Genomic DNA, 22,725 nt, shown 5'->3' with positions numbered 1-22,725 from the left:
GTTAGCTTCAAAATCCCAACGCCGGTGAGTACTGGCACCGGCGTTGCAAGTGAAATGGGATGTCTTGGGTCAACGCGATCACTCCGGACATGCCGCGGACTTAACGCCGAATCTCGGCAAAGTTTCCAGGGGGACTTTCAGATGAGTGGCACCTGCAACAAAAAAGAAAGCCAGATAAATGGCATGGGTGGCTTGATGATGTTCGTCTTTGGTCTGTCCGGCATCATCAATATTCTGGCCCTGACCGGCGCCTTCTACATGCTCCAGATCTATGATCGTGCGCTGACCAGCGGAAGCGTGTCGACGCTTGTCGCGTTGTCAGGCCTTGCAATCGGCCTTTATCTTTTCCAAGGGCTGTTCGATATTCTGCGCTCACAGATTCTGGTTCGGCTTGGCGCGAGACTCGATACACAACTGGCCCCGCTGGCCCACAAAGTCGTCATCGATATGCCGCGCTATGGTTATTCCACGTCTGAAGCGACGGAGCGTGGCCGCGATGTCGATACGATCCGCGGATTCCTGGCAAGTCCCGGCCTGATTGCGCTTTTCGATTTGCCCTGGATGCCCATCTACCTGGTGTTCGTTTGGCTCTTGCACCCAATGCTTGGCATGTTGACCGTTGGCGGGGCCGTTGTGCTTGGCCTTTTGACGCTTTGCACGGAACTTCTGACACGGCGTCACGCCAAAGAGATGCTGAAATCAACTGTACTGCGAAATGCAGTCATCGATTCCAACGCTCGAAACAGCGATATCATGCACTCAATGGGCATTGCCGATCGTGCTGTGAGCCGTTTCGAGCGTGCCAACCGACGTCACCTGGATACGCAAACCAGGACCTCCGATATCTCCGGAACGTTCTCAGGCCTGTCCAAGGTTCTGCGGATGATGTTGCAGTCAGCGATTCTCGGTCTTGGCGCCTACCTTACAATCAAGGGGGAATTGTCGGCCGGCTCCATTATTGCCTCTTCGATCGTGACCGCACGCGCCCTCGCACCGGTGGATCAAGCGATCGCGCAATGGAAGGGAATGGTTTCGGCCCGGCGCAGTCATGCTCGTCTTAAGGAAACACTGGCCGTTCTGGACGACAAGACCGGACTTTTGAATCTTCCTGCGCCGAAGGAAACTCTCACGATTGAAGGTATTACGACGGTCGCGCCACACAGCGGCGCAGTCCTGTTGAGTGACGTAAGCTTCGAGCTGAAGGCTGGCCAGGCGCTCGCCCTGATCGGTCCGAGCGGCGGCGGGAAGACGACCCTTGCCCGATCCATTCTCGGCATCTGGCCGACACTACGCGGTTCAGTGCGTATCGACGGCGCGGATCTCAAGCAATGGCCTTCAAGCTTCTTCTGCGAACATGTCGGCTACCTGCCGCAGGATGTCTGCTTGATGGACGGAACAATCGCCGAGAATATTTCACGTTTTGCCGAAACACCGGAGGCACATACGATTCTGCAGGCTGCAAGGGCGGCAGGCATCCACGATATGATCGTTCGTCTGCCGAACGGCTACCAAACAGACCTGGGTCCAAATGGCATGTCACTTTCGGCTGGTCAACGCCAGCGCATTGGCCTTGCGCGGGCATTGTATGGCAGCCCGTTCCTGGTGGTACTGGACGAGCCCAACTCCAACCTTGACGCCGAAGGTGAAGAGGCACTGATGAAAGCGATTGCCGCAGTTCGCTGTCGCGGCGGGATCGTGGTGGTTGTCGCCCACCGCCCAAGCGCCCTGCAATCCGTTGACATGGTTGGCGTTGTCCAGAGCGGAAAACTCGTGGCGTTCGGTCCGAAGGACGAAATTGTGAAAGGGCCACAACCGCAACTGCTTCGTTCGGAACACACACGCATGCAGGCATCGTCCGGCAATACTCTGGCAGCAGAATAAGACTTGTTCCTTTGCAACGCTCAGAAGCAACAGGAGGAGAACAGACAATGGAAGATAAACTTGTTCTGGGACTGCCTGACGTGGCAGCCTCCATAGCGCCAAAAAACCGCTTTGAACTTCACGACAAACCGGTCCCGCGCTACTGGAGCATAGTGAACCCGGCCGTCGCTCTTGCCGCGATCGGCGCTTTTTTTGGAAAGCTCCGTTCCGAAACGCAAGTAGACGGACCAAATGCCCCGCGTGCCCCTCTTGTTCAAGGTCCAGTGGCCGAAACGGAAACGCGTTCGAACGAGGCTTCTACGAACATCGACATTATTGAAGAGGTCGCCGCGTATCTCCGCCAGGTCGCCGAGGAAGCCGGCAATGCCGAACGCAAGGTAAGGTTTTTGGCTGAAACCACTACGTTTCCCTCCTCCTTCCATGCAAGGGCCGACCTGAACCTTGATAATCACTCCTTTCGGTCGCTACTGCAGTCACTGTCCGCAAACGACAACCATCGGATCAACGGATATTTCGCACCCCTGACACCACTCGGCGTGCTTGGCAACGAGACTCCGATCATCTGGCACGCGAAAGACCAGCGGAGCGAAAACGCCAGTGAGCCCGAAGCGCCTCGTGCAGATCCAGATGAAAATCCGAGAGACCATGACGGACCGGCCGCCGGGGAAAGCACTCCTCCGGCAGGCAACGCACGTCCAAATCGATTGCCGGTTGTGGCTGGACGGGTGTTTCTTGGAAGCGGCCTGATGAACCTTTCAGCGCTCATCCTTCTCGACAACCTGGCGTCGGCCGCAACCGACGCAGATGACGACACTTTGTCAGTTCGAAACCTTCAGGTTTCTTCCGGCATCATACAGACCTATGGCGAGGGTATCTGGCTCTACACGCCCGACCGCGGGTACATCGGCGAAGTCACCTTCTCCTATAGCGTCAGCGACGGAATTGGTTCTGTGTCGGCGACGGCAATGCTGGACCTCGTTAAAGCAGCGCCGCATCCAGTCGAAGGTACCGATAAGGATGACATCTTGTTGGGTACGCCCGGAGATGACGTGATAGCGGCACTTGACGGAAATGACTTCGTCTACGGTCGCGAGAGCAACGACGTTATTTACGGTGGCAACGGCGACGACACCCTGATGGGGGGCAGTGGAAACGACACGATCTATGGCGAGGGCGGCCACGACCGGATTTCCGGTGGCGGGGGTGACGACGTCATCTTTGGTGGTGTGGGCAATGACGAAATGTATGGCGAGGAAGGTGACGACGTCGTGGCGGGCGGTGATGGTGATGACATGGCCAGTGGCGGAGCCGGCAACGATCATCTGTTCGGAGACGAAGGCGACGATACCCTTTCCGGCGATGCGGGCGATGACTTGCTCGACGGAGGTAATGGCAATGACATGTTTTCGAGTGGTCTTGGGCACGACGCGGTAATTGCAGGCGCCGGCAACGACATCATCGTCATCGGTCCCGGAGCCGAGGAGGCGCGAGCAGCAGCGCAGCTTCCCGCCGTCAACGACGGTGACGACACATATTCAGGCGGTGACGGTTTCGACACTTACGATGCGTCCTCTGCTTCAAAGGCTGTCGAAATTGACCTTGCAGCCAAAACTGCATCGGGTTCGCAGATTGGGACAGACTACATCGACGGATTTGAAGCAGCTATTGGCGGCAGTGGAAACGACACGTTGAACGGCAATGACGAGGATAATCTCTTGGTTGGAGGAGCTGGCGACGATCACGTTACTGCCGGCAAAGGCAACGATACCGTCAGTGGTGACGCTGGCGATGACACTGTGGTCGTTCTCTTCACAAGCAGTGGATCAGACGATGGCAATGATCAGTATTCCGGTGGTGATGGCATAGATACCTACGACGTTTCTGCGACAATCACAGCAGTTATTATCGATCTCGAAGAAGGAACGGCTACAGGCGTCGAAATCGGGACTGATCAACTGGAGGGCTTCGAAGCCGCCATTGCAGGGCTCGGCAACGACGTGCTGGTAGCCAATTCGGACATTAATTTCCTGACCGGCGGCGCAGGCAACGACGTCTTCATTTTCCGCTCGGTGGAGGCCGTCTTAAACGATGGCCAAGGAAGGGACAAAATTCTCGACTTCCAGATCGGCGATCGGATTGATTTGTCTGATCTCGCAGATGAAATCGGTGGGCTGATGTTCGACCGAATCATGGGTGAGATCAATGACCAGCAGGATGTCCGGCGCATCCGACTCTACAGCGAGTTTGCGGACGGCGAGACTGCCGTCGTTCGCGCCGTCATTGATCTTGCGGGAGAACAGGACGATCTCGAGTTGCTGATCTACAGCCACCAGGCGTTGACTGAAGATGATTTCATTCTCGCGGCTCGTGATGACGACGCAGGCCTGGCAAGGACCTAACTGGAGTAAGGCGAAAAGCCACATAAGGGGAGCTTAGGGACATGACGCGCGAACAAAAAAATACAAGAAAACAATTCACGCCAGAAGCACAATCCTTCGGCATCGCGCCACGCATCGTCGTGTCAGGCATTCTGGCGGCTCTCCTCGTGTTCGGAGTCGGCGGATGGGCGGTTCAGGCCAAACTTGCCGGTGCGGTTGTCGCACAGGGCCAGCTTGTCGTGCCAGATCAGGTCAAAACCATTCAGCACCGTGACGGCGGGATTGTCGCTGACATTCCCGTGGCCAATGGAGACACAGTTAAGGCTGGTGACGTGCTTCTGCGCTTTGATGAAACTCAGACTCGAGTAGAATTGACCATCATCCGAAGCCAGCTATCGCAGTTGCGAGCGATGAAAATCCGGCTGGAGGCGGAACGTGACGGTAAGGACACCATTTCATTTTCCGACGGCTCTATCGTCCCCGAGCTTGCGCGTAACGAAACGAAGCTGTTTCAGGAAAACCGCCGCATGATCCTGAACCAGAAACAGCAACTGGAAATGCAAATATCCCAACTCGAAGACCAGATTGATGGACTGATTTCGCAGCGGAAAGCAAACGACGTTGAAAAGAAGATAATTACCGAAGAGATCGGCGTCAGCGAGAGGCTCGCCAAAGGCGGATTAATCAAGTTATCGGAATTTCGCGAGCTCCAGAAGCAGGTAGCCCGCATCGATGGGACCAGCGGCGAAGTGGCAGCCCGTGTGGCCGAGGCTGAAGGAGAGATCAGCGAGTTGCGCATCAAGCTTCTCTCCATTGACCAGACAACACGATCCGAAACTCAAAAAGAGATTGTCTCAATCGAATCCAAGCTCGCCGAACTGGGGGAGCGCGAAATCGCCGCATATGACCGTCTTTCACGCATGGAAGTTCGTGCGCCCGTCGATGGGTTTGTCTATGATCTGCAGATACATACGATCAACGGCGTTATAGGCGCAGGCGCAACTATAATGTCGGTCGTTCCCAAGACTGATGACATGAAGGTCGAATTCCGGATCGCACCGGCAGATATCGATCGAGTAGCACCAGGACAGGCCGCCAGAATGAGACTGACCGCATTTAACAGCGCAACGACTCCAGAGGTTTTCGGAATTGTCGAATTCGTCGCAGCAGCAACCGTGATAGATAAGACGAACGGTCAACCCTATTATTTGGCGACAGTTGATATGATTGACCAACAGGAAGTCATTAGAGATCTCAAGCTTATGCCGGGCATGCCAATTGAGGTTTTCGTCCACACGGCTGAGCGCTCAGCGTGGTCTTACCTAACGAAGCCATTTACAGATCAGGTAATGAAAGCATTTCGTGAGGAATGATGGACCGATGTAACTTCACGCGAAGGTGAAAGAGAACCAGATGGTAGACCCATGAGGGGCCTGTCGCAAATTTTTGTAGTTAACAGCATGTTGACCAACCCTGGAGAAATTTCGCTCCCCGTGTAGCGGAGCGTGGCCATGATTCCGAATTCCATAGCAGAGAAGTTGAAGCACCAGTCGAAGAACGATTTTAAAGGACGCCACTTCGAAGCCTGGCTGATCGTTCAGGCGGTGACCTGGTATCTGCGCTATCCGTTGAGCTACCGCGATCTGGAAGAAATGTTCCGCGAGCGCGGCTTCGAGGTCGACCACAGCACCATTAATCGCTGGTTCCTCGCCTATGCACCTGTCATCGGGAAGCGGCTGGGCCGGTTCCGCAAACCGCATTGTGGTTCAATTCGAGTTGACGAGACTTACGTCAAGATTAGGGGCAATTGGCGTTACCTGTACCGCGCCATCGACAAGCATGGAAACCCGATCGACTTCCTGCTCACCGCAACGCGCGATCTTGATGCCGCGAAGCGGTTCTTTCGAAAGATGCTCAGGGACGAGCCTCTGTTATCGCCACGGAAGATCGGTACCAATGGCGCAAACACGTTTCCGTCAACGATCAAGACTGTCGTCGATGATGGGCTTTTGCATCCCAACCCGGTCCATTATGTCACCAAGCATTTGCAGCAAGGTATTGAGAGCGACCATTTTCAGGTGGAGAAAAACATGCCCAAGATCGGCGGCTTCCAATCCTTCAACACGACACGTCGAACCATTGCCGGATTCGAAGCGATACTCTGGCTCAGGAAAGGCTTTGGCTTTACCGGCGATTGGACCATCAACGATCAGAGCGATCTGCTCGCGCGTCTCTTCGGCCTGCAAAGGGTTAACGAAGCATGAAAATGCAACGGCTCACAGGATCACCTCAGCCTACTTGATAGTTTGCGACAAGCCCAGGCTTCTTCTAAAGCCCAAACTTCCCTTGGCTATCCAAGGCTTCCGGCAAAGCGTTCCGGCCATTTTTCCCGCTGGAAGGCTTCCACGACGAAATCGACGAACACACGGGTCTTGAGCGGCAGAAGCGTCCGGTTGGCGTAGTAGATCGAGATCGGCCCAGCATCGGCATACCAGTGGGGCAGAACCCGGATCAGTTCCCCGCTTTCCAGACAGGGCAACGCGTCGGGCTTGGCGATCATCGTCACCCCCATGCCGACCAGCGCCGCCATGCGCATTGCGGCAGGGTCATTGACCACCACCGTTTGCCGAAGCCGTGCAGGCTCTTCCGCTCCTGCTGCATCGCGCATCTGCCATTGGCGGATGCGGCCCGTGCGCAACGAGCGCATGACGATGCCATCAAGCTCCAGCAGCGCCGAAGGATCGTGCGGCGGCACCTTGCCCGCCATATAGGAGGGCGAGGCGACCGCGATGATATGCGCCGGAGCGAGCGCGCGTGAAATCACACCCGCCGTCAGTTCGAAACCTCCCCCGATTGCCACATCATAACTCTCGGCGATCAGGTCAATCTGCCGGTTCTCGAACATCCATTCGGGGCGCACCTTCGGAAAGCGTCGCGAGAATTCGGGCAGGAGGGGCAAAATGTAACCGATTCCGAAGGTCGGGCTCATGCTGACCTTTAGCGTGCCTGCCGGTTCCTCCTGATCCGCCGACGCTTCGGCAATCGCGCCCTGCAAACTCTCCAGACTGTCGCGGATCGATATGAGGAACCGCTCGCCTGGCTCCGTCAATGTCAGGGAGCGCGTCGAGCGCTGGAACAGGCGAACGCCGAGATTTCCCTCCAGCGCCGCGACGTTGCGGCTGACCGCCGCGGGCGTCAGTCCCAAGCGCCGCGCCGCTGCGGAAAAACCGCCAAGCTCGGCGCTGCGAACGAAGGATTCCAGGTTGGCCAGTGTTTCCATATCAACCTTCAAGCATTCATTGAAACCAATGATAGTAGATTACCGCTAATCGAAAGGGAAATTGCAAGCGATATTCACACCATCGAAACCGAACCGGAGTGAACGGCCATGACGCTCTCGACTAACAAAGCGCAAGCCATCGACAATGTGGACATCGGCCGCCGCACCCTGATCGCCGGCCTGATCGCTACAGCACTTCCGGTTCCCGCAGTGGCTGCCGTGCAGGACGATCCTGGCGCCAACAAGACCGTCATCCGTCAGTTACTTGAAGGCGTGCAGCGCGATGGCGACTTCGATCTGTTCGAACGGTTGTTCGCACAAAACTATGTGGATCACACGCCCTTCGGTGGCTTTCCGCCGGACCGCAATGGCACCCGCCAAATCTACCGGACGTTCCGCGCCGCTTTCCCGGACTGGAATGCCGAGGTGCATTTCCAGATTGCCGAAGGCGATCTCGTCAGCAATTACAAGACCTATCACGGCAGGCATCTGGGTCCCTTCATGGGGATCGCCGCGACCGGACGCGCCACCCGTTTCAACGTCATGGACGTGATGCGGGTCCGAAATGGCCAGATCACCGACCACTGGACCGTCGCCGATGGCGCCGGGCTGATGGCGCAAATCAAGCAACAGGACTGAACTTTTTCAACCGACCGCAGGGATTTCCGGCGGTCATCCAACCCTCACGACATTTGAAAGGATTAAACCATGTCGAACACTCTCTCCCTGACCGGCAAGACTGCCCTCGTAACCGGCGGTTCGCGCTCCATCGGCGCGGCAATTGCAAAGCGTCTCGCCGCCGATGGCGCGGCTGTCGCCATCACCTATAGCGCCTCGCCGGACAAGGCGGCCGCTGTGGTCGCGGAAATCGAAGCAGCCGGTGGCCGCGCCATCGCCATTCAGGCCGATGCCGGCGATCCGGCCGCCGTCCGTGGCGCAGTCGCAAAAACCGAAGAAACCTTCGGTTCCCTCGACATCCTCGTCAACAATGCCGGCATCGCGCTTGGCGGGCCGATCGACGAGATCAAGTTCGAGGACTACGAGCGGATGATCGCCGTCAACGTCACCGGCGTCTTCGTTGCCACGCAGGAAGCAGCGCGTCGCATGAAGTCGGGTGGGCGCATCGTCCACATCGGCTCGTCCATGACCCGCTATGCCGCTTTCCCGACGGCCTCGCTCTATACACTGACCAAGGGCGCTGTTGCGGGCTTCAACCGCAGCCTGGTGCGTGACCTCGGGCCGAAGGGCATCACCGTCAACACCGTCCATCCCGGCCCGACTGACACCGACATGAACCCCGATGGCGGCCCGGTCTCGAAGATCGTCGGCCCCGGCATGGCGATCGGCCGCTACGGCAAGGACTACGAGGTCGCCAGCGTCGTCGCCTATCTCGCAAGCCCGGAAGCGGCGTTCGTGACCGGCGCGGATATCGTTGCAGACGGTGGCTTCACCGCCTGATCTGCCCCCGGCGCTCCAATGCCGGAGCGCCGGTTCCCCCTCACTCAAAGGAGAACCAGCATGTCTATCGGTATCATTGGAGCCGGCAATATCGGCTCGGCCTTCGCCCGCGCCCTTGCTCGCAACAGCATGTCCGCAACCATCGCCAACAGCCGCGGCCCGGCCTCGCTTGCCGTACTCGAAACGGAACTGAAGCCTTTCATCAAGGCGGGCACACTTGAAGAGGCGGCGAGCGCCGACATCGTCCTTGTGGCGGTCAATTGGTCGAAGCTGCCAAAGGCGCTCGCCGGTCTGCCGGACTACGGCGGCCGTATCGTCATCGACGCCAACAATCCCATCGAAGCGCCGCTGTTCAAGCCGGCCGAACTAAACGGTCGTCTTTCCACCGAGATCTTCGCCGATCTCGTTCCCGGCGCCCGCGTCGTCAAAGCCTTCAATCATCTGCAACCGCACCTGCTATCCGGCGATCCCAAAGCCGAGGGTGGCTCACGCGTCCTGTTCTATTCCGGTGACGACGCACGCGCGAAGGCGGAAGTCGGTGCGCTGATCTCCAGACTCGGCTTCACCGGCATCGATCTCGGCCCGGTCTCGATTGGCGGCAAACTGGTGCAGTTCCCTGGCGGTCCACTACCCGCCCTCAACCTCGTCAAGTTCGGCTGAACGATCTCAGATAAACCGGAGAGCGACCCTTCCTCTCCGGTTCGCCCTGCTTTTCACCAAAGGAAACCTCCTATGGACATGCCAGTCTCCCGCAGTATTTCAGTAGGCCACGCGGACAGCAAACCGCTCGCTTCATGGGCCGCAGTCGCCAGCATCGGCGTCGGCGCTTTCGCTCTTGTCACCACCGAATTCCTGCCCGTCGGGCTTCTGCCGCTGATCGCGGCTGACCTTGGCATCAGCGAGGGGACGGCCGGACTGATGGTAACCGTACCCGGGTTTCTCGCAGCGCTTGCCGCGCCGATGACCCTCGGATTTGCCGCACGTTTCGATCGCAAGCGTGTGCTCGTCGCACTGCTGATGCTGCTCGTCATCTCCAACGCCATAGTGGCAACCGCTCACGGCTTTGCGGCGTTGATGTTCGGCCGGGTGCTGCTCGGAATTGCGGTCGGTGGTTTCTGGACAATCGGCGGCTCGCTCGGCCCGCGTCTGCGCCCCGGCGCGGAAGGACCGCGTGCAACGGCACTGATCTTCTCCGGTGTTTCGCTGGGTACTGTCGCCGGGGTTCCCGCAGGCGCCCTGATCGGTGACCTGTTCGGCTGGCGCACCGCATTCCTGCTTGTGTCGGGTGTCGCACTGCTTGTCGTGGCGGCGCTCCAGTTTTTGTTGCCGGCCATCCGGGCGCAGAATGGTTCGGGATTGAAACAGGTTCCAGACGTGTTGCGATTGCAACGAGTCCAGATCGGTCTGACGGCAGCCGTGCTCATCTTCGTCGGGCAGTTCGCGGCCTATACCTACATTACTCCCTTCCTCATCGGCGCAACCGGGATTGATACGGGCACACTCAGCATGGTGCTGCTCGGCTATGGCGCGGCGGGGTTCGCCGGAAACCTGTTCGGGGGCTGGGCTGCTGGCCGGAACTTCGTGTCTGCCCTTGCCGGCACCGCTTTTCTGATCGCCTTGTCTGTTGCGGGATTGTTGCTGGCCGGCAGCAATACGCTTGCCGCAGTCGCTTGGGTTGTCACCTGGGGTTTCGGTTTCGGCATGCTGCCGATCGCCATGCAAACCTTCCTGTTCACCTCCGCGCCCGACCGGCTGGAAAGCATCGCCGCGCTCTTCGTGTCAATCGCGCAACTGGCGATCGGGCTTGGCGCACTGGTCGGCGGCCTCGCGGTCGACAATTTCGGCGTGCCGAGCGCGCTCTGGCTTGGTGCTGCAAGTGCATTGCTGACCGCGGGCCTCATCGTATTGACCAGCAAAACCCATTGAAGCGCGAGCCTGCGGCGATGGCGTTGTAGGCTTCCAGATGGAAAGGACCTGCTGAGATTGAAAGAGGAAGACAGTTATCTGCAATGGTTACGGTGACGGACTAGCACGTATCTCAATGAACATCATCGATCCAGCCACGGCGGTCTCTATCAATCCTTTAGCCGATGCTCTGCGACAACTTGTACAATCATCCTGCACTTCGAATTTTCTCATCGCTTCAGCGCCGTAGCTCACCATCAGCAAGGATTCGCAGTACGGCCTTTTCATCCATTGCCTGTTCCTCGAACAGCGCCTTTGCCAAGGCATTGAAGATTGGTCTGTGCCTTCTAAGAATCGTTGCCGCATGGTCGAGCGCCGCTTCCAGCCTGGCATGAACGCGATCCGCCAGTTCGGTATCGCGGTCAAACACCGCACCCGGATCGCGATGGGGTCGATAGAGCAGCGGATGTTCCGTCCCGAAGCCGAGGGTGCGCTCCATGTCAAAGGCAAGGCGCGTGGCCCGCGCCAGGTCGCTGTCGTCGGCACCTCCGGAGCCGCTCGAGACACGCCTGAACATCAGTTGCTCAGCAGCCCGCCCGGCCATCAGCATGGTCAGCATGTTTTCGTACCAGTCGCGGGTATCGGATGCCCAGGCGTGGAAGCCGACGAGATTGTAGCCGCCTTGCCCGGTATCGATATTGAGACCGCGAACAGGCCCGAGATCAAGCGCATGATGGACGACGGCATGTCCTGCCTCGTGGAAGGCGTAGCGCCAGCGCAGATTGTGCGGCACGGGCGGACGATTGCCGCGGATGCCGTCTTCGATGTCCTCATAGCGGATCGCCCGCTTGGCACGCCGCGCCTTCAATCGCGCCTCGCGGACGATGCGTTCGATATCAGCGCCCGTCAGCCCCATCGCCCGCGTGGCGAGACGCCTGAGGATCGCGTCGGCGGAATTGGCGTGTTGCACGGCTGCCAACATTTCCGACGCATTGGTGTTCTGTGGCTCAGTCATCGGCTGGCTCCCTTCCGTTCACTTTCTGCGTCTTCCTCCAGATAGTCGGCAACGATCCTCTTCAGCGAGAATCCTTCATCGGCTTCAGCATCGGCGTCCGCTGCCGGCTCAGAGATCAGCGACATGACATCGTCGCCGAGATGATGGGCCAGAATATCCGTGAGTGTCGGGACATCGGGCCTGGGGATTTCGATATGGGTCTCCAATCGTCCGGATCGCTTGATGGCCTCGTCGATATGGTCGGGCCGGTTTGTGGCGCCGACGATGATCAGCCCTTCGTTTTTGATCGCGCCGTCGAGCACTTCCAGCGCCTTGTTGACGATGGTATTCCAGTAGTCGGCATATTCCCGCTCGGCCGGCTGCCTTTTGCCGATACCGTCGATCTCGTCAATGAACAGAATCGCCGGAGCCATGGCCCGCGCTTCGACAAACGTCTTGCTCATCCTGTCGATCACGTCGTTCAGATGCCCGCCCTGCAGCCAGGTCGAGACGGATGTGACGATCAACGGGATTTGCAGGCTGTTGCACAGCGCCCGGGCGAAGGTGGTCTTGCCGGTCCCTGGCGGGCCGGACAGCAAAAGCTTGGTGCTCATCTCCGACCAAGCGAGGGTGCTTGCCCGGTAATCGTCCATATCTGCCTTGAGATCGAGCGCCCAGTCCTTCGCCGGGCCATATCCGGAGAGGGTCTCGACGGTCATTGGCGGCTTATGACCGATCTCGCCCACCGTCGGCGAAGGTTCCGGCCGGATCACTTCGGCGCCGGACGGCTTTTCCTTTTTCCAACGACCGTTGCTATCAGTGTCGGTCGCTTTCGGCTTTTCGTGCGAGCCTTGGGGCTTCTCGGTGGATGTGCCCGACGAGGCCAATCCGGATGCCTTGTCGTCGCTCCCGCCACCACCGTCCTCCTCTTCCTCGAAGTCGCTGCGATTGCGCTCAATGAGCACTGCAAGGATATGCAGCACGTCGCGAACATGACGCCCCGGTCGAAACGCAAGAACCAGATCCTCCAGCGACAGCCAGCGCGCATCGGAATCCGAAGGCAGACCGAGAGTTTCGATTGCCTCGTCCGGATAAAGCACCTCGACCAGATCGGCGACGAACCTGCGATCGAGCTTTCCCGTTTCCAGCGACAGGTCGGCTGCAATCTGTAGCAGCGAGGGAATGTCCGATCGCTTCTCCGCGATGGCGAGGATCGACAAGTCGCGCGACAGCGCGCTGAGCATCCGCCGACGCAGGGCATTACCCGTGACGCGATGCACGCCCGCGCCCGAGAAGGTCATCAGACGCCTGCGTGTCTCATTTTCGACGACATCGAAGTGATCATCGTTGAACATGTGATCCGACTCGATGACTGCAAACGGGCCGCCGGGCACCAGCCGGGATTTTTCAAGGAGCCGCAGCACTTCCCGCTCGAAGCCATCGAGTGGCGCATGCAGAGTGACGACCGGTGTAACACGGGTCAGCGTATAAACGATCTCCCGAAGCGACCGTTCGCTCCTTTGCATCGCACGCGCCAAAACCAGGGTTGCAACGATGTGACTGACCAGCGGCGCGGCCGCCACCCGATCCACCAGGCCGACCGCGTAGGTACGCCGATCGATGCCGTCTCCCAGCACTCCGTCATGCGCGCCTGTGCCGCGCCGCGCCCGAGGGATGTTTACGAGTTGCGAGGCGAACGGCGGATGAATGAGCCCGGCGGTCACAACACCATCGCCAGCAGAGCCGGCCGTCGGATTGCCGGTCTCCTTCGGTGCGACAAGCCAGTCACCAAAATTCCGCCGGAACCAGGTATCATCACGGATCGGATCGCCGCTCAGGCGTGTCGTGTCGAACGTCGGGCTGTAGCGGCAGGTGAGATGACCATCGACATCGACGATCTTGCTTTCCAGCAGACCGTTGCGGAGTGCCATTCGGCGCGCCTCGCGGCGGGCAAGATGACGAAGGCGGCGGATAAACAGTCGGGCCAGCTTATCCATCAATCCGACCTCCCGTCTCCGCGGCAATAATTGCCGTTTGGGCGTTCTGCACCGGATCGCGCGGACGCGTCCGACCACGCCGCCGCCCGTCAATGGCACCGGGCCTCGGGATCCGCACCAACACACGCTCGCGCGGCGAACGACGCGGCGGATGCGCGTCATCCGACGAGCCGGTCGAGACAGACTGGCTCAGGTGTTCGTTCCGGGACCGATCGAGATCCCGGTTGCGGCCTCCCAGCCAGTCGAGCAGCAGGCGGCATGCCGCGTTGTCACCATCGGCACGTGCACGCAACCGCAGCATCAGAGGTTCCGGCACAAGGCCATCCAGCAGAGGACCTTGCCGGACGAAGGCGAGTGCCAGGCCGATCAGGACGGCGGGGTCGTCGCGATAGCTCGAACCGCGATCCACGTCATCGGATTGTACCGGGGGGATATTCGCGAGCCTGCTGTGAAGGCAAGGCAACGCGATGGTATCGGTCGTGACCGCTTCGCACCGGAAGCCGGCCACAGACGGGCTGTGGGTATCGATGGACATGAGTGTCTCCTCGCCGGAGCGCATCGCATCCGGCGTTTATGGAATGGAAGATGAGGGAAGCCGGCCACGCACCCGGCGCGACCGCGATCAGTGCCATGGGGCTAGCGGCTCGTCAGTGCCGGCGCGGACGGCGGGCAAAACCGACCCGGATGCGGGCGGGCTCCGGTTCGTCGTCCTGATCGTCGTAGCAGCCGAGATCGTAATGGCCATCATCCTCGTCCGGCGCGGTCATCGCCTGCTCTTCCTCGTAGCTTCGCGCAGGACCGTTCAAGGCAATCAGCGGCTTGCCGGAAACGGCCGAGGTAGCGGCCGCGGCCGAAGCGACCATCATCACACCGAGCGCCTTGCTGGCTTCCGCTTCGAGAAGTTGCTGCACGCGGCGGCCGAAGCGCAGACGCAGCTCGGCCATGCAGGCCGCGACACCGTCGATCTCCAGCAGGTCATCGATCTCGGACAAGGCCCAGATACCGGTGGCATGATCGCTCGGGCGGCTGGCGCCATCGACGATGGCAACCTCGACCGTGTCGACCATCAGACGCTTGTGGTTTTTATAGAGCCAGTCCGGCAACACCATCGCCGAGGCCATCATCTTCAGCTTCAGTTCTTCGAGACGGCTGGTGTCGCCGTAGGAGGCCAGCGACCGCTTCAGATCGAGGATGTAAGCGGTGTGTCGCGCCCGATTCACAAGGATCAGGTCCGGCGTATAGCTGCCCTTGGCGGGTGCCTCGCAATCGAGCTTGATGCCATCAAGACTCTGCCAGTCGTTTCCGGACACGGCTTCGAGTGCCGCCTTGACCAAAGGAAGCTTCAACGACTGGGTCAAGACAACGATGTTGGGATTGGCCTTCGCCAGACGCTCGACCGCTTGTTCCAACAATTTGCCTTCCCGGAAGGACACTGCGCGAACGAGCGAGGCGATATGAACGTAGTGGCCGAGGATCTCGTCCTCGACGGGTTCGCCTTCAGCGATTGCCGCAATGGCGCGGTCGATCAGCAGATCGAGATCGGCCTCGACGTCACGGAAGCGAACGATGTGCGGATGGCGGCGCAGCGCGGCCGGTTCGCCGATGCTGTAGGCACCGATGCCGAATGAGCGATCGGAGAACATCGATGCCGCAGCGACAGTCGAACGAATAACTTCCCCGGCAGGGGTAGAGAGAGTATGCGTGGTCATAGCCCGATTCCTTTGTCAGAAGGCTTGAGGGTCAGGCCCTTGTCGATGTTACCAGCATCGGCTTGGGCCGCTTTATGTCCGGTCTTCCGAACGACCCCAACCTGGCAGGACCGGGAGCCGGGCTCAAGGACCCGGAACAACAAAAAAGAACAAAGCCGGTACATAGTTAACGGTGGGCTCACGAAGTCCGGACCAACGAACGCGTCCGGTGATCGCAACGGTCGGCCTGCGCGTTTCCGCTCGCCATCATCAGGCAAAAGGAAAAGGGCCGACATGCGGCCCTTTCGAGTTTGGCGGGAAGGCCGGTTCACCGGCCTTCCTGCAACTGCATCTTACGACGTGACGGCGGGTACGAGTTCAGCCTCGGCGACGCTGTCATCGCCAAGCGCCGGCACCTTGGCAAACTGCCTGCGGTTTCGCGGCGCTTCACGGCTGACCGTCATGAAGCCGCCGGTCGCCTCCTCCAGCGCCGCGCCGAACCGATCGATCACCTCATCCGGGACATCGGCATCATCAGAGACCTCGTCCGACATTACCGGCTCGGCATCGTGATGATCGCCGACGCTGTCCGCTTCTGCCGGAACCGCCGGTTCGGAAGCCGGAGCAGTTGGCGCCGCAAGCGGCCATTCCGGCTTCCGCTCCTTTGACACCGCCCAACCGAGCACCGGAAGGACATGCAGCGCAAGCCAGTCACGCATGTCTTTCGACTTCGGCCAGCCATCGACACCCCCCAATGTGTGGAGCGTGTCGTTTACCTCGGCCCAGCCGCTTCCTTGCGGGAACTTCGTGGCCTTAGTGTTGCGGCCATAATCGAGTTCCGGCTCGAGGAACAAGGCCAGGCTTTCGAGTTCCTGACGCGCGACGCGGGCGATGTCCTGGATTTCCTTCGCCAGCGCTTCCTTGATCACGCGGCTTCTGGTCAACGAAGCCTCGACCGCCTTGCAGATCGTGACGAGGTGCTCGATGAACGCCTTCACTCCATCGCGGATCTTGGCCACAATCAACACTTTCAGCCCGCCAACACCGCCGGTAGAGAACTGATCGTCCTTCTCAGCCTTGTCACCGCCCTCCTCGCCACCGGCCAAGATGGCCCTCACATCGGCAACCTGAAGGCGCCCGTTCTCCTCGGCAAAGGCAATGGCCGCCTTGACCTGATCGTCGGTGGCCGAACTCAGGTGGAACAGCGCTGTTGCCCCGACCGACAGATCGACCAGTTCATCACGAACATGGCCGAGGTTGCGGAACACCGCCATATAGTTGCGACCGCTGCGCGGTGCGAGGCCGCAGCGCATCTTTACCCATTTGTCGAATCGGCCATCAGCCAGCAGGTCCGCGGCTTTCGCCAGATGATCGCCGAGCTCAAAAGTCTGCTCGGTGGTGCGGCGCCCGAGGTCGAAGATATGGGCCGCGCTGCTTTCGAGCAGATCGCGCGTTGTGTGCCCGATCCCCTCTTCTTCATAGTTATAGGAGAAGGCGGCGGTCGCAGTGGTCTTGGTATTTCTGGTGCGCATGGAAGTCTCCGTGTGTCGCGTTTACAATGTATCCGATGAACAACGCATCGGATGACTATATGATCGCGCCAATACGGATGTAATGCAAATTCAAGTAAAATATCTTTATAGTATACATTCGATTATAATCTTTATATCTGTGCATTTTTCGGCGGCTTTATTTAAGATATAACGCTATATTAATCAATTGATATCGATATATACGGTATTCGTAAATAATTTACACTTCAGATTTGATAGATATTATTTCACCAAAAAATCCAGAATCCGAAGCCGGATAGCCGACCTCCCACATTTAAGGCCTTCACGAAGTAGTTTTGTCGTCACGGAAACACGCGACGAAGTAAACACGAAGCCAGCGTCTCGCCGTCTAAGAGCGGCGCTCGATTTCCATCCGAAGATGGCACATTCCGCGCGAACGGCTGGGACATATGACATGCGACTTCGCGGATGAACCGACCGGGAAGATTTCGGTTCGCCGCCTCATATTCCGGAATGGAGATGGGTCTGCAGGCGCAAGCGCGACAGGAAGCCGTCGGCGATTTTTGTCAGCTTGCCCACAGTTCGTTTCAACGTGTCCGCACGTCGAGACAAATTGCGCTCATTTGATTCAAGGTCCGATATTTTTGATTCCAAACGCTGGTCATTTGATTCACGGCCGCCGTTTGTCCCTCGCCAACTTATCTCGACCTGTCTCAACGTGTCCGCAATTGATCTCAAATTGCGTTCATTTGATTCAGAACCCCAACAAAACGATTCATAAACCGGGATCTCCGATTCCATGCAAACGGCGTTGCAGTAGTGACAACGGTCTGGCATCGCTAGCCAGAGACCTGATGGGGAAGAGTGCATGCCAGCGAAGTCCGAGGAGATCCGCAACAGTAAACAGCGCGAGCGACAGCAGAAGCTGCGTGATGCCGACAGAAAGGCCAAACGCCCCGGACGCGACGATGTGGCCCGCACGGCGCTGTTCATGACAATCTCTGGCATGACGACGCGCGAGAAGACCGAAGAGCTGGAACACTTCCAGCATGTCGTCGTCTCGATGCTGGTTCGGCAAGGGTTCGACGAACATGCATCCCACGCCGTCTTCGATGAGCTTGTCGAGAAGTACCGGGATGGCGACTGGCCCTTCCGCCGCAAGCCCCACCTGCTCTATCCTGATGGTGCCGACGAGGGTGACTGACCGGTTTCGTTCGACCTGCCAACTACGGTTCCAGCCCCTTGTCATCCCAACCCCGCCATGGGAACGCCCAACGGCGTTTGCAATCTCTACGACACCTCCCCCCATTACTCAGTTAATCGCCGTTTGATTCTGAATCGAATGTTTCGAGCATTTTCACGGGGGGACGTGGGCCGACACGTGATCCACGACTGGCGGATAGGTCACGGCAACACGCGTGTTGCACATCAGCCACAGTTTTCACAACTCTATGCCTAACAATGACTTACCGCCGTTTGGGTCGCTGATGGCGTTTCCCCGCAGATCAATGATTCCGGCCGTGCCATTTCGGGAATTCCGGTAATTTTCGGCAAACTGGCATCGAAACCCATACAGACAAGGACACTTGAGAAGTTCCGAACTTTGTGTGCTATTGGCGCCGACAAGTGTTCAACAGGCCAGCCCGCAACGGAAAGGAGGCGCCCATGGTTCACGTTTTCCATGTCGACGGCGCCACGATCCAGCCGTCCCGGGACATCGAGTGCAAGGACGATTCCGGTCTCGGAATCTGCACCGGCCGCATGCGCGAGGAAGTTCTCCGCGTGGATCGCCGTCGCAAGCGACGACGATCCACGACTATAAGGAGATTCCATGTCGAATATCATCCAGCATCCGTCTGCCATCGTTGCGGTTAAAACCCATCACCTCCACGATGTCGACAACGACACCAAATGCCGGCTACATTCCGGCACAGTAGCCATGGCCTCCATCACGGGTGAGCCGATGTCCCGCGTCCGGGATGCCGTGCGCCTCAACCGTCATGGCGCTGGCTGGGTAGACCGTCGTCGCGCTCCCGCGATCACGAAGACGCACGACGACGAGATCGAGAGCACCTTGCGATTGCTGGGCTATGCGGGCGAATGGCACGACATCAAAGGTCGTCCGACCCTTGCGGCATACCTCAAAGCCCGCACGGGCATCCAGCAAAGCCACCCTTGCGTCGTGTTTATGAGAAACCACCGCGTCGCGATCAGTGGCGAGCTGTTTTGCGATGTGACCAATAACGGCCTTATGGTCGATATCGACCGGGCACCCTGGCGTCGCAAGCAGGTGCACCGTGTGTTCGTCCTCACCCACTGTATCCCCGCGACGCATATCCCGTCGAAGACCCCGTCCCGCGTCGAGCCGGCGCACCTGACGGCCGAACAGAAACGCCGGATCAAGGAACTGGACCGCCTGTTTCGCGAAGCCGTCAAGGCGGAGACCGGTGCAACGCGGATCAAGGTGACCTCCACCGAAGTCTTCATTATCCGCCCCGCCGATTCCGGCTGGACGTGGTGCGGCGCGCGCGATGGCGTCGTCGACAGCCTTCTCAAGCTTCAGCAGCATGGCTGGATTCGCGGGAACACCGATGAAGCCACGGCCTATCGCGCCATGATGGGTTACTGACCAGCGCTCCGGAGCGGCTTCTTATCACGGCAATTATTGCCGCCTGTACCTGCCAACCGCCAGACCATGATGATCTGGCATCGCCGCGGGGCTCTCAAATCCCCCGCCGCCGGTTACCATGTCCCCCGACTTCGCACATTCAAACGGAGATCACTCCATGACCAAGAACGTTCTGTTCTACGCACGCCATTCTGCCGGATACCATGACCATGCCTGCCTCGAAACGCAGCTCTACTACGGGCACCGCTTCATCAAGGAGAATGGCTGGACCTTCGTAAAGTCCTATGCTGACGAGGACATCGGCGAAGTCGTCTTCATGGCGCAGCCCGGCGTGAGCAAGCTTTTCGCCCATATCGAGCGCGAGAAAGTCGATATCGTCCTCTGCCATACGCTGGACCGGTTGTGCTCACGATTTGATATCGCCAGCCGGCTGTTGAGCGAACTCGCTCGCAAGGGCATCGAACTCTGGGCCGCCGATCCCGGCGAGCGGATCACCGCCCGGAACCTGTCCGATTACTATATTGATGACCGCAGCAAGATGTTTGCCATGGGCAGCCACATTGCCCAGGTGCCCGACGACCTGCGCGAGGAGAAACACTTCGCGCCCCTTCCATTCGGCTATCGCTATGCCGGCGCCTGCAATGCGGACGGCCAGCGCATCTTCGCTTTCAAGGTCGTCGATCCGGTCGCCGCCGATGTCATCAGGCGTATTTTCGGTATGTATGCCGAGGGGATGGCACCGACAAAGATCGCTGCTCTTCTTAATGTGGAAGGCGTGGCCGGTCCCCGTGGCAGTATCTGGCGCGACGCTGCGATCCGCGGCAACCGCGCTCGCGGAACCGGGATCCTCAACAATCCGGCTTACATCGGCGCCTGTAAACAACCTGACGGCGATGACTACGATTACGTATCGGCACTGCGCATCGTCAGCGATGAACTCTGGGACCGCGTGAAGGATCGCCAGGATGCCGCAGCCGAGCGTGCTGCAGGATTGGCAGGGCGCCGCAAGTAGCAGAGCTGAGCACGCTGCAAACGAACTGGCCGGCAATGCCGGCCAGTGTTCACGAAGACATTGATGAATATGGAATTCCGCAAATGACAAAGAATGTTCTGTTTTATGCCCGCTACTCCACCGACCGCCAGCATGAGGTCTCGATCGAAACGCAGATCGAACTCGGCAAGGCCTTTGTCGCACGTCAGGGCTGGAAGCTGGTCGAGATCTACTCCGACGCCGCCATCAGCGGCACCAGCTACCAGCTCCGCGCCGGCATCCAGAGCCTCATGGCGCATGTGAAGCGCGAGCGCATCGATGTCGTCCTCTGCGTCACCGTCGATCGCCTGTCGCGCGACATCGAGCATAGCGCGAAGATCCTCAAGCAGCTTCGCTATTGCGACGCGGACATCTGGACGGTCCACGCCGGCACCCCGGTGACCGACCTCGAGATGGCATTGCGCGCCGCGCTCAGCCATGAACTGGTCGAACAGATCCGGTATCGCACGCGCGAAGGCATGAAGATGGCCGTCCGGAAAGGCAAGGCATCCACCTGCCTCGCCTACGGCTACATGCTCTCGCAGCAGCGCGATGCGAACGGCGATCGCATCAAGGGTTTGCGCGAGATCGATCCTGCAAAGGCTGAGGTGGTTCGCCGGATTTTTTCCCTCTATGCCGACGGCGTGTCGCCTCGCGACATCGCCCAGCTTTTGAACAAAGAGGGCATCCCGGGCTCGCGCGGCCGCAAGTGGCGCGACACCGCCATCCGCGGCCACGTCAGCCGTGGCACCGGCATCCTCAACAACGAGAGCTACATCGGCCGCATGGTCTGGAACAAGCGTAACTACCGCAAGAACCCGGAGACTGAACGACGCACCGCGCGCGCCAACGACGCAAGCGAATGGGTGCTGACGGAAGTGCCCGAGATGCGCATCGTCTCCGACGGCCTATGGCAGCGGGTGAAGGAGCGTCAGAAAGAGATCGGTGAGCTGTTCGATTTCGGGCAGAGTAACCGGCTGAATGCAACGCACCGCCCGGGATACCTGCTCAGTCACCTGCTCGAATGCGCGGAATGTGGCGGCCCTTACGCCATTAGCGGCAAGGACCGCTATAGCTGCACCAACCGCAAGAAGCGCCTGCCGATCGACGACCTCGACGGCGCCTGCTGTGGTAACAGCAAGACCATCACGCGCCATGAACTGGAGGAACGCGTCCTCAACTGCTTGCCCGTGGCCTTCTTCTCGATGGATATCTTCGATCGGATTTCAGAGAAGATGGTCGCGCATGAGGTAAGCAAGCTGAAGAGCCTGCCTTCGCGCAAGGACCAGTTGACCACAGAACTCGCGGCGATCAAGTCGAAACAGTCAGGTCTCATGCAGCAGATTCAGGACCGCCATGCCGACGGCCGGCCGCGGCTTGCCATCCTGGATGATCAACTGGACGAACTGGAAGTCACGCGCGAGGCGCTGGTTCTGGAACTCGCCCACTCGCAGGAGCCGGCCGAGGATTTCCAGGAGAAGATTGCGAAGCTGAAGGCGCAGTTCAATCCCGCCAATACCGAGATCAGCATCCGCAAGCTGATCTTCCTCGCACGCAACAACGCCGACGAACATGCCAAGCAGCGGCTGATGCCGATCGTGCGTGATCTCATCCAGACCGTCGTGATCGGCAAGACCCCGGGCCATCAACCGGCCAGTTTGCAGGTACACGGCTCGATCGCCAACATCATGGCCTCGATGGAGGTGCTGGACCTGATGGAGCAGCAGTTCATCACCGCCGCCCAGAATGATCTGATGGCCCGGATCGCATCCGGCGAGATCGACACGGAGCAGAAACAAAAAAAGCTCCTCGACGCTTACGCGGAGGAGCTCCGTTGCAAATATCCCGAATGGGAGAATTTACAAGTTTCAGTGGTTGCGGGGGCAGGATTTGAACCTGCGGCCTTCAGGTTATGAGCCTGACGAGCTACCGGGCTGCTCCACCCCGCGTTGATTGGTTTTATTATAGCAT

General features: G+C 59.0%; 19 protein-coding genes, 1 tRNA gene and 1 pseudogene. 13 read left to right on the top strand and 8 right to left on the bottom strand.

The features are described from left to right. Window positions 1-141 precede the first annotated feature (141 nt). The 4 genes from ACQZ60_RS24235 (at window position 142) to ACQZ60_RS24220 (ending at window position 6,523) form a co-directional block, all read left to right on the top strand. Window positions 142-1,881, top strand: a complete 1,740-nt coding sequence (locus ACQZ60_RS24235) for a type I secretion system permease/ATPase (protein ID WP_035261847.1) — start codon at window positions 142-144, stop codon at window positions 1,879-1,881. A gap of 47 nt (window positions 1,882-1,928) precedes the next feature. Next, the gene (locus ACQZ60_RS24230; protein ID WP_051671870.1) at window positions 1,929-4,280 is read left to right on the top strand and encodes a calcium-binding protein; all 2,352 of its coding nucleotides are present in this window, start codon (window positions 1,929-1,931) and stop codon (window positions 4,278-4,280) included. A gap of 41 nt (window positions 4,281-4,321) precedes the next feature. Then, window positions 4,322-5,632, top strand: coding sequence for an HlyD family type I secretion periplasmic adaptor subunit (locus tag ACQZ60_RS24225; protein ID WP_035261845.1), 1,311 nt, complete (start codon window positions 4,322-4,324; stop codon window positions 5,630-5,632). A 138-nt stretch (window positions 5,633-5,770) separates the two neighbouring features. Next, window positions 5,771-6,523 carry an IS6 family transposase gene (locus ACQZ60_RS24220; protein WP_035261843.1) on the top strand — a complete coding sequence of 251 codons (753 nt, stop codon included), beginning with the start codon at window positions 5,771-5,773 and terminating at the stop codon, window positions 6,521-6,523. A gap of 86 nt (window positions 6,524-6,609) precedes the next feature. Here the strand turns inward: ACQZ60_RS24220 and ACQZ60_RS24215 are convergent, their stop codons facing one another. Then, a complete protein-coding gene (locus ACQZ60_RS24215; protein ID WP_035261841.1) occupies window positions 6,610-7,539 on the bottom strand; it encodes a LysR family transcriptional regulator in 930 nt (309 codons plus the stop codon). A gap of 108 nt (window positions 7,540-7,647) precedes the next feature. On the opposite strand from ACQZ60_RS24215, the gene ACQZ60_RS24210 reads away from it, so the two are divergent. The 4 genes from ACQZ60_RS24210 to ACQZ60_RS24195 all read left to right on the top strand — a co-directional run bounded on the left by ACQZ60_RS24210 (window position 7,648) and on the right by ACQZ60_RS24195 (window position 10,923). Beyond that, window positions 7,648-8,178, top strand: coding sequence for an ester cyclase (locus ACQZ60_RS24210; RefSeq protein WP_448736293.1), 531 nt, complete (start codon window positions 7,648-7,650; stop codon window positions 8,176-8,178). Between the two features lie 69 nt (window positions 8,179-8,247). Beyond that, window positions 8,248-8,997 (top strand): 3-oxoacyl-ACP reductase family protein, encoded by a 750-nt coding sequence (locus tag ACQZ60_RS24205; protein WP_035259414.1) that lies wholly within the window; start codon window positions 8,248-8,250, stop codon window positions 8,995-8,997. 60 nt (window positions 8,998-9,057) lie between these two features. Continuing rightward, complete coding sequence (locus tag ACQZ60_RS24200) at window positions 9,058-9,657, top strand: NADPH-dependent F420 reductase (RefSeq protein WP_174055189.1); 600 nt, start codon at window positions 9,058-9,060, stop codon at window positions 9,655-9,657. 72 nt (window positions 9,658-9,729) lie between these two features. Next, a complete protein-coding gene (locus ACQZ60_RS24195) occupies window positions 9,730-10,923 on the top strand; it encodes an MFS transporter (RefSeq protein WP_174055190.1) in 1,194 nt (397 codons plus the stop codon). 217 nt (window positions 10,924-11,140) lie between these two features. Here ACQZ60_RS24195 and ACQZ60_RS24190 read toward each other — a convergent pair whose 3' ends face one another. The 5 genes from ACQZ60_RS24190 to ACQZ60_RS24170 form a co-directional block, all read right to left on the bottom strand. After that, a complete protein-coding gene (locus ACQZ60_RS24190) occupies window positions 11,141-11,917 on the bottom strand; it encodes an ATP-dependent metallopeptidase FtsH/Yme1/Tma family protein (RefSeq protein WP_035261367.1) in 777 nt (258 codons plus the stop codon). Next, window positions 11,914-13,893: an AAA family ATPase gene (locus ACQZ60_RS24185; RefSeq protein WP_051671860.1), complete on the bottom strand. Its 1,980-nt coding sequence runs from the start codon at window positions 13,891-13,893 to the stop codon at window positions 11,914-11,916. Before ACQZ60_RS24185 ends, ACQZ60_RS24190 begins: the two co-directional genes overlap by 4 nt. Further along, complete coding sequence (locus tag ACQZ60_RS24180) at window positions 13,886-14,428, bottom strand: hypothetical protein (protein ID WP_035261364.1); 543 nt, start codon at window positions 14,426-14,428, stop codon at window positions 13,886-13,888. Before ACQZ60_RS24180 ends, ACQZ60_RS24185 begins: the two co-directional genes overlap by 8 nt. Before the next feature lie 112 nt (window positions 14,429-14,540). Continuing rightward, window positions 14,541-15,602 carry a hypothetical protein gene (locus ACQZ60_RS24175; protein ID WP_035261361.1) on the bottom strand — a complete coding sequence of 354 codons (1,062 nt, stop codon included), beginning with the start codon at window positions 15,600-15,602 and terminating at the stop codon, window positions 14,541-14,543. 332 nt (window positions 15,603-15,934) lie between these two features. Continuing rightward, the gene (locus ACQZ60_RS24170) at window positions 15,935-17,113 is read right to left on the bottom strand and encodes a hypothetical protein (protein ID WP_448736292.1); all 1,179 of its coding nucleotides are present in this window, start codon (window positions 17,111-17,113) and stop codon (window positions 15,935-15,937) included. A gap of 850 nt (window positions 17,114-17,963) precedes the next feature. On the opposite strand from ACQZ60_RS24170, the gene ACQZ60_RS24165 reads away from it, so the two are divergent. From ACQZ60_RS24165 to ACQZ60_RS24150, 4 genes and pseudogenes are all read left to right on the top strand, one after another. Next, a complete protein-coding gene (locus ACQZ60_RS24165; protein ID WP_035261353.1) occupies window positions 17,964-18,299 on the top strand; it encodes a hypothetical protein in 336 nt (111 codons plus the stop codon). Between the two features lie 627 nt (window positions 18,300-18,926). After that, entirely contained in the window at window positions 18,927-19,724 is a 798-nt protein-coding gene (locus ACQZ60_RS24160) for a hypothetical protein (RefSeq protein WP_035261351.1), read from the top strand. A 157-nt stretch (window positions 19,725-19,881) separates the two neighbouring features. Continuing rightward, complete coding sequence (locus ACQZ60_RS24155) at window positions 19,882-20,736, top strand: recombinase family protein (protein ID WP_245285016.1); 855 nt, start codon at window positions 19,882-19,884, stop codon at window positions 20,734-20,736. A gap of 35 nt (window positions 20,737-20,771) precedes the next feature. Then, window positions 20,772-21,632, top strand: a pseudogene (locus ACQZ60_RS24150) (recombinase family protein); the annotation flags it as partial. A 30-nt stretch (window positions 21,633-21,662) separates the two neighbouring features. Here ACQZ60_RS24150 and ACQZ60_RS24145 read toward each other — a convergent pair. Continuing rightward, complete coding sequence (locus tag ACQZ60_RS24145) at window positions 21,663-21,911, bottom strand: hypothetical protein (RefSeq protein WP_448736291.1); 249 nt, start codon at window positions 21,909-21,911, stop codon at window positions 21,663-21,665. Between ACQZ60_RS24145 and ACQZ60_RS24140 the strand changes: the two genes are divergently transcribed. Beyond that, on the top strand, window positions 21,807-22,670 hold the full coding sequence (locus ACQZ60_RS24140; protein ID WP_448736332.1) for a hypothetical protein: 864 nt from the start codon (window positions 21,807-21,809) through the stop codon (window positions 22,668-22,670). The two genes, ACQZ60_RS24145 and ACQZ60_RS24140, sit on opposite strands and share 105 nt — an antisense overlap. On the opposite strand, the gene ACQZ60_RS24135 is transcribed toward ACQZ60_RS24140, so the two are convergent. Then, window positions 22,627-22,703 (bottom strand) — tRNA-Met (locus tag ACQZ60_RS24135). The genes ACQZ60_RS24140 and ACQZ60_RS24135 overlap by 44 nt on opposite strands. Between the last annotated feature and the right edge of the window lie 22 nt (window positions 22,704-22,725).

This window comes from Agrobacterium sp. 22-223-1, from assembly GCF_053522385.1.
The sequence above is the reverse complement of the archived record's forward strand: the minus strand, read 5'-3'. Positions and strand labels throughout refer to the sequence as shown.

Coding starts and splice junctions, on each gene's coding strand:
- ACQZ60_RS24210 (WP_448736293.1), top strand. CDS start 7,648: ATGACGCTCTCGACTAACAAAGCGCAAGCCATCGACAATGTGGACATC.
- ACQZ60_RS24235 (WP_035261847.1), top strand. CDS start 142: ATGAGTGGCACCTGCAACAAAAAAGAAAGCCAGATAAATGGCATGGGT.
- ACQZ60_RS24195 (WP_174055190.1), top strand. CDS start 9,730: ATGGACATGCCAGTCTCCCGCAGTATTTCAGTAGGCCACGCGGACAGC.
- ACQZ60_RS24185 (WP_051671860.1), bottom strand. CDS start 13,893: ATGGATAAGCTGGCCCGACTGTTTATCCGCCGCCTTCGTCATCTTGCC.
- ACQZ60_RS24205 (WP_035259414.1), top strand. CDS start 8,248: ATGTCGAACACTCTCTCCCTGACCGGCAAGACTGCCCTCGTAACCGGC.
- ACQZ60_RS24190 (WP_035261367.1), bottom strand. CDS start 11,917: ATGACTGAGCCACAGAACACCAATGCGTCGGAAATGTTGGCAGCCGTG.
- ACQZ60_RS24180 (WP_035261364.1), bottom strand. CDS start 14,428: ATGTCCATCGATACCCACAGCCCGTCTGTGGCCGGCTTCCGGTGCGAA.
- ACQZ60_RS24220 (WP_035261843.1), top strand. CDS start 5,771: ATGATTCCGAATTCCATAGCAGAGAAGTTGAAGCACCAGTCGAAGAAC.
- ACQZ60_RS24155 (WP_245285016.1), top strand. CDS start 19,882: ATGACCAAGAACGTTCTGTTCTACGCACGCCATTCTGCCGGATACCAT.
- ACQZ60_RS24230 (WP_051671870.1), top strand. CDS start 1,929: ATGGAAGATAAACTTGTTCTGGGACTGCCTGACGTGGCAGCCTCCATA.
- ACQZ60_RS24225 (WP_035261845.1), top strand. CDS start 4,322: ATGACGCGCGAACAAAAAAATACAAGAAAACAATTCACGCCAGAAGCA.
- ACQZ60_RS24175 (WP_035261361.1), bottom strand. CDS start 15,602: ATGACCACGCATACTCTCTCTACCCCTGCCGGGGAAGTTATTCGTTCG.
- ACQZ60_RS24165 (WP_035261353.1), top strand. CDS start 17,964: ATGCCAGCGAAGTCCGAGGAGATCCGCAACAGTAAACAGCGCGAGCGA.
- ACQZ60_RS24160 (WP_035261351.1), top strand. CDS start 18,927: ATGTCGAATATCATCCAGCATCCGTCTGCCATCGTTGCGGTTAAAACC.
- ACQZ60_RS24170 (WP_448736292.1), bottom strand. CDS start 17,113: ATGCGCACCAGAAATACCAAGACCACTGCGACCGCCGCCTTCTCCTAT.
- ACQZ60_RS24215 (WP_035261841.1), bottom strand. CDS start 7,539: ATGGAAACACTGGCCAACCTGGAATCCTTCGTTCGCAGCGCCGAGCTT.
- ACQZ60_RS24145 (WP_448736291.1), bottom strand. CDS start 21,911: ATGGCGCGTGATGGTCTTGCTGTTACCACAGCAGGCGCCGTCGAGGTC.
- ACQZ60_RS24200 (WP_174055189.1), top strand. CDS start 9,058: ATGTCTATCGGTATCATTGGAGCCGGCAATATCGGCTCGGCCTTCGCC.